The sequence below is a fragment of the Endozoicomonas sp. ONNA1 genome, from assembly GCF_024606325.1.
GTDB lineage: Bacteria > Pseudomonadota > Gammaproteobacteria > Pseudomonadales > Endozoicomonadaceae > Endozoicomonas_A.
In genome coordinates, this window is the sequence record NZ_JAHHPN010000425.1 from 1 (window position 1) to 1,463 (window position 1,463).

At 46.4% G+C, this 1,463-nt stretch carries 2 protein-coding genes; one reads left to right on the forward strand and one right to left on the reverse strand.

What is annotated here, in order from left to right:
• Window positions 1-197, reverse strand: a 197-nt coding sequence (locus KDK19_RS09845; protein ID WP_257291838.1) for a hypothetical protein, incomplete at its 3' end; no start/stop codon positions are given.
• A 243-nt stretch (window positions 198-440) separates the two neighbouring features.
• Here KDK19_RS09845 and KDK19_RS09850 point away from each other — a divergent pair.
• Window positions 441-1,463, forward strand: a 1,023-nt coding sequence (locus KDK19_RS09850; RefSeq protein WP_257291839.1) for a hypothetical protein, incomplete at its 3' end; no start/stop codon positions are given.

The window sequence follows — 1,463 nt, forward strand, 5'->3', positions numbered from 1 at the left end:
TGCTGGAACTGGTTAGAGCAAAGTGCTCCCTGTTTGTTGATCCTGAAGGAAAGGCGTATGCCACGTTCTGTAGCAGTAACGGCATTCAGGAAACCTGGGCGATTGATAGCAAACACTTTTACCAAGTTATTGGTTATTGGTTTTTTCTGAACTACAAGAAGCCAGTCAGGCAGGATCAGGTTAAAGAGGTTTGTCATAGTCTCCATGCGTTTGCTACCTACGAAGGAGGTCTGCATGAAGTCTTTACGCGAGTGGCGGCTGTAAATGACAAATATTATATAGATTTGGTGAATGACGACTGGCAGGTGGTTGAGGTTTCTGCGACAGGGTGGCAGGTGCTAGATAGTAGCCCGGTAAAATTTGTCCGCTCTGGCACTATGCAGGCATTACCACTGCCTGAGCAGGGTGGGGAGATTAATGAGTTATGGCAATTCGTTAATGTGGCTGAAGATGATCGGCTTCTTGTTCTGGTTTGGCTGCTTGAGTGCCTCCGACAAAATACTCAAAAGCCAGTGTTAGAACTTCTGGGGGCTCATGGATCTGGGAAAAGTCATACAACAGAGGTTCTGAGAAGTCTGGTTGATCCAAGTACTGCGTCGTTGCGTCACTTCCCGAGCAAGGATGAAGATCTGTTTATCAGTGCGCAGTCTAATTGGATTATTCCGTATGAAAATGTCAGTCATCTTTCTGAAGCCAAGCAGGATTTACTTTGTCAGATTTGTACCGGTTCAGCGTATGTGAAGAGAACAGCTTACTCAGATGCCAGTGAAACCGTTTTGAGTGCTTGTCGACCACAAGTTATTAATGGGATTACACCTGTTGCAACCCGTCTGGACTTAATTGACCGCTGTATCAGTATAGAGCTGCCCACAATGACACCAGGTAACAGACAAACAAAGACAGAGCTTGAGCAAGCATTTCAAAGAGCACGGGGAAAACTTTTTGGAGCTCTGCTCCAGTTGCTGTCTGGCGCAATGATGCAGCTGCCCTTGATCAAGCTTAAGAGCTTGCCCCGCATGGCCGATTTTGCCCTACTTGGAGAAGCTGTTTGTTCTTCATTGGGACAAGAGGGAGAATTTGTCCACATCTATGAAGCAAACCGAAGTCAGTTGATTTCAACCAGTCTTGAAGGAAGCCCTGTCGCGAATGCTTTATTGGAAATGTGTCAGGCTCGAGGCACAGGGCAAGTCTTCAACGGAGTTGTGAGCAACCTGTTAAAGCAGCTGGCAAGTTACCGTACTGACTATTGCAATTGGCCTAAAACTCCCAGGGGGCTGGGGAATGTTCTACGGAGAGAGCAAGAAGCACTGAAACTTAAAGGGATTGAGATTTCTTTTACGGGAAAGACCAGTCGAGGAAGAAATGTTGTCATCAACTATAAAAGTGGAGCTCAACATACACTAAGTGCACAACGTGCACTGGGCCCTTCTGGTGTAGCTTTAACTAATGCACGTAGTGCACAT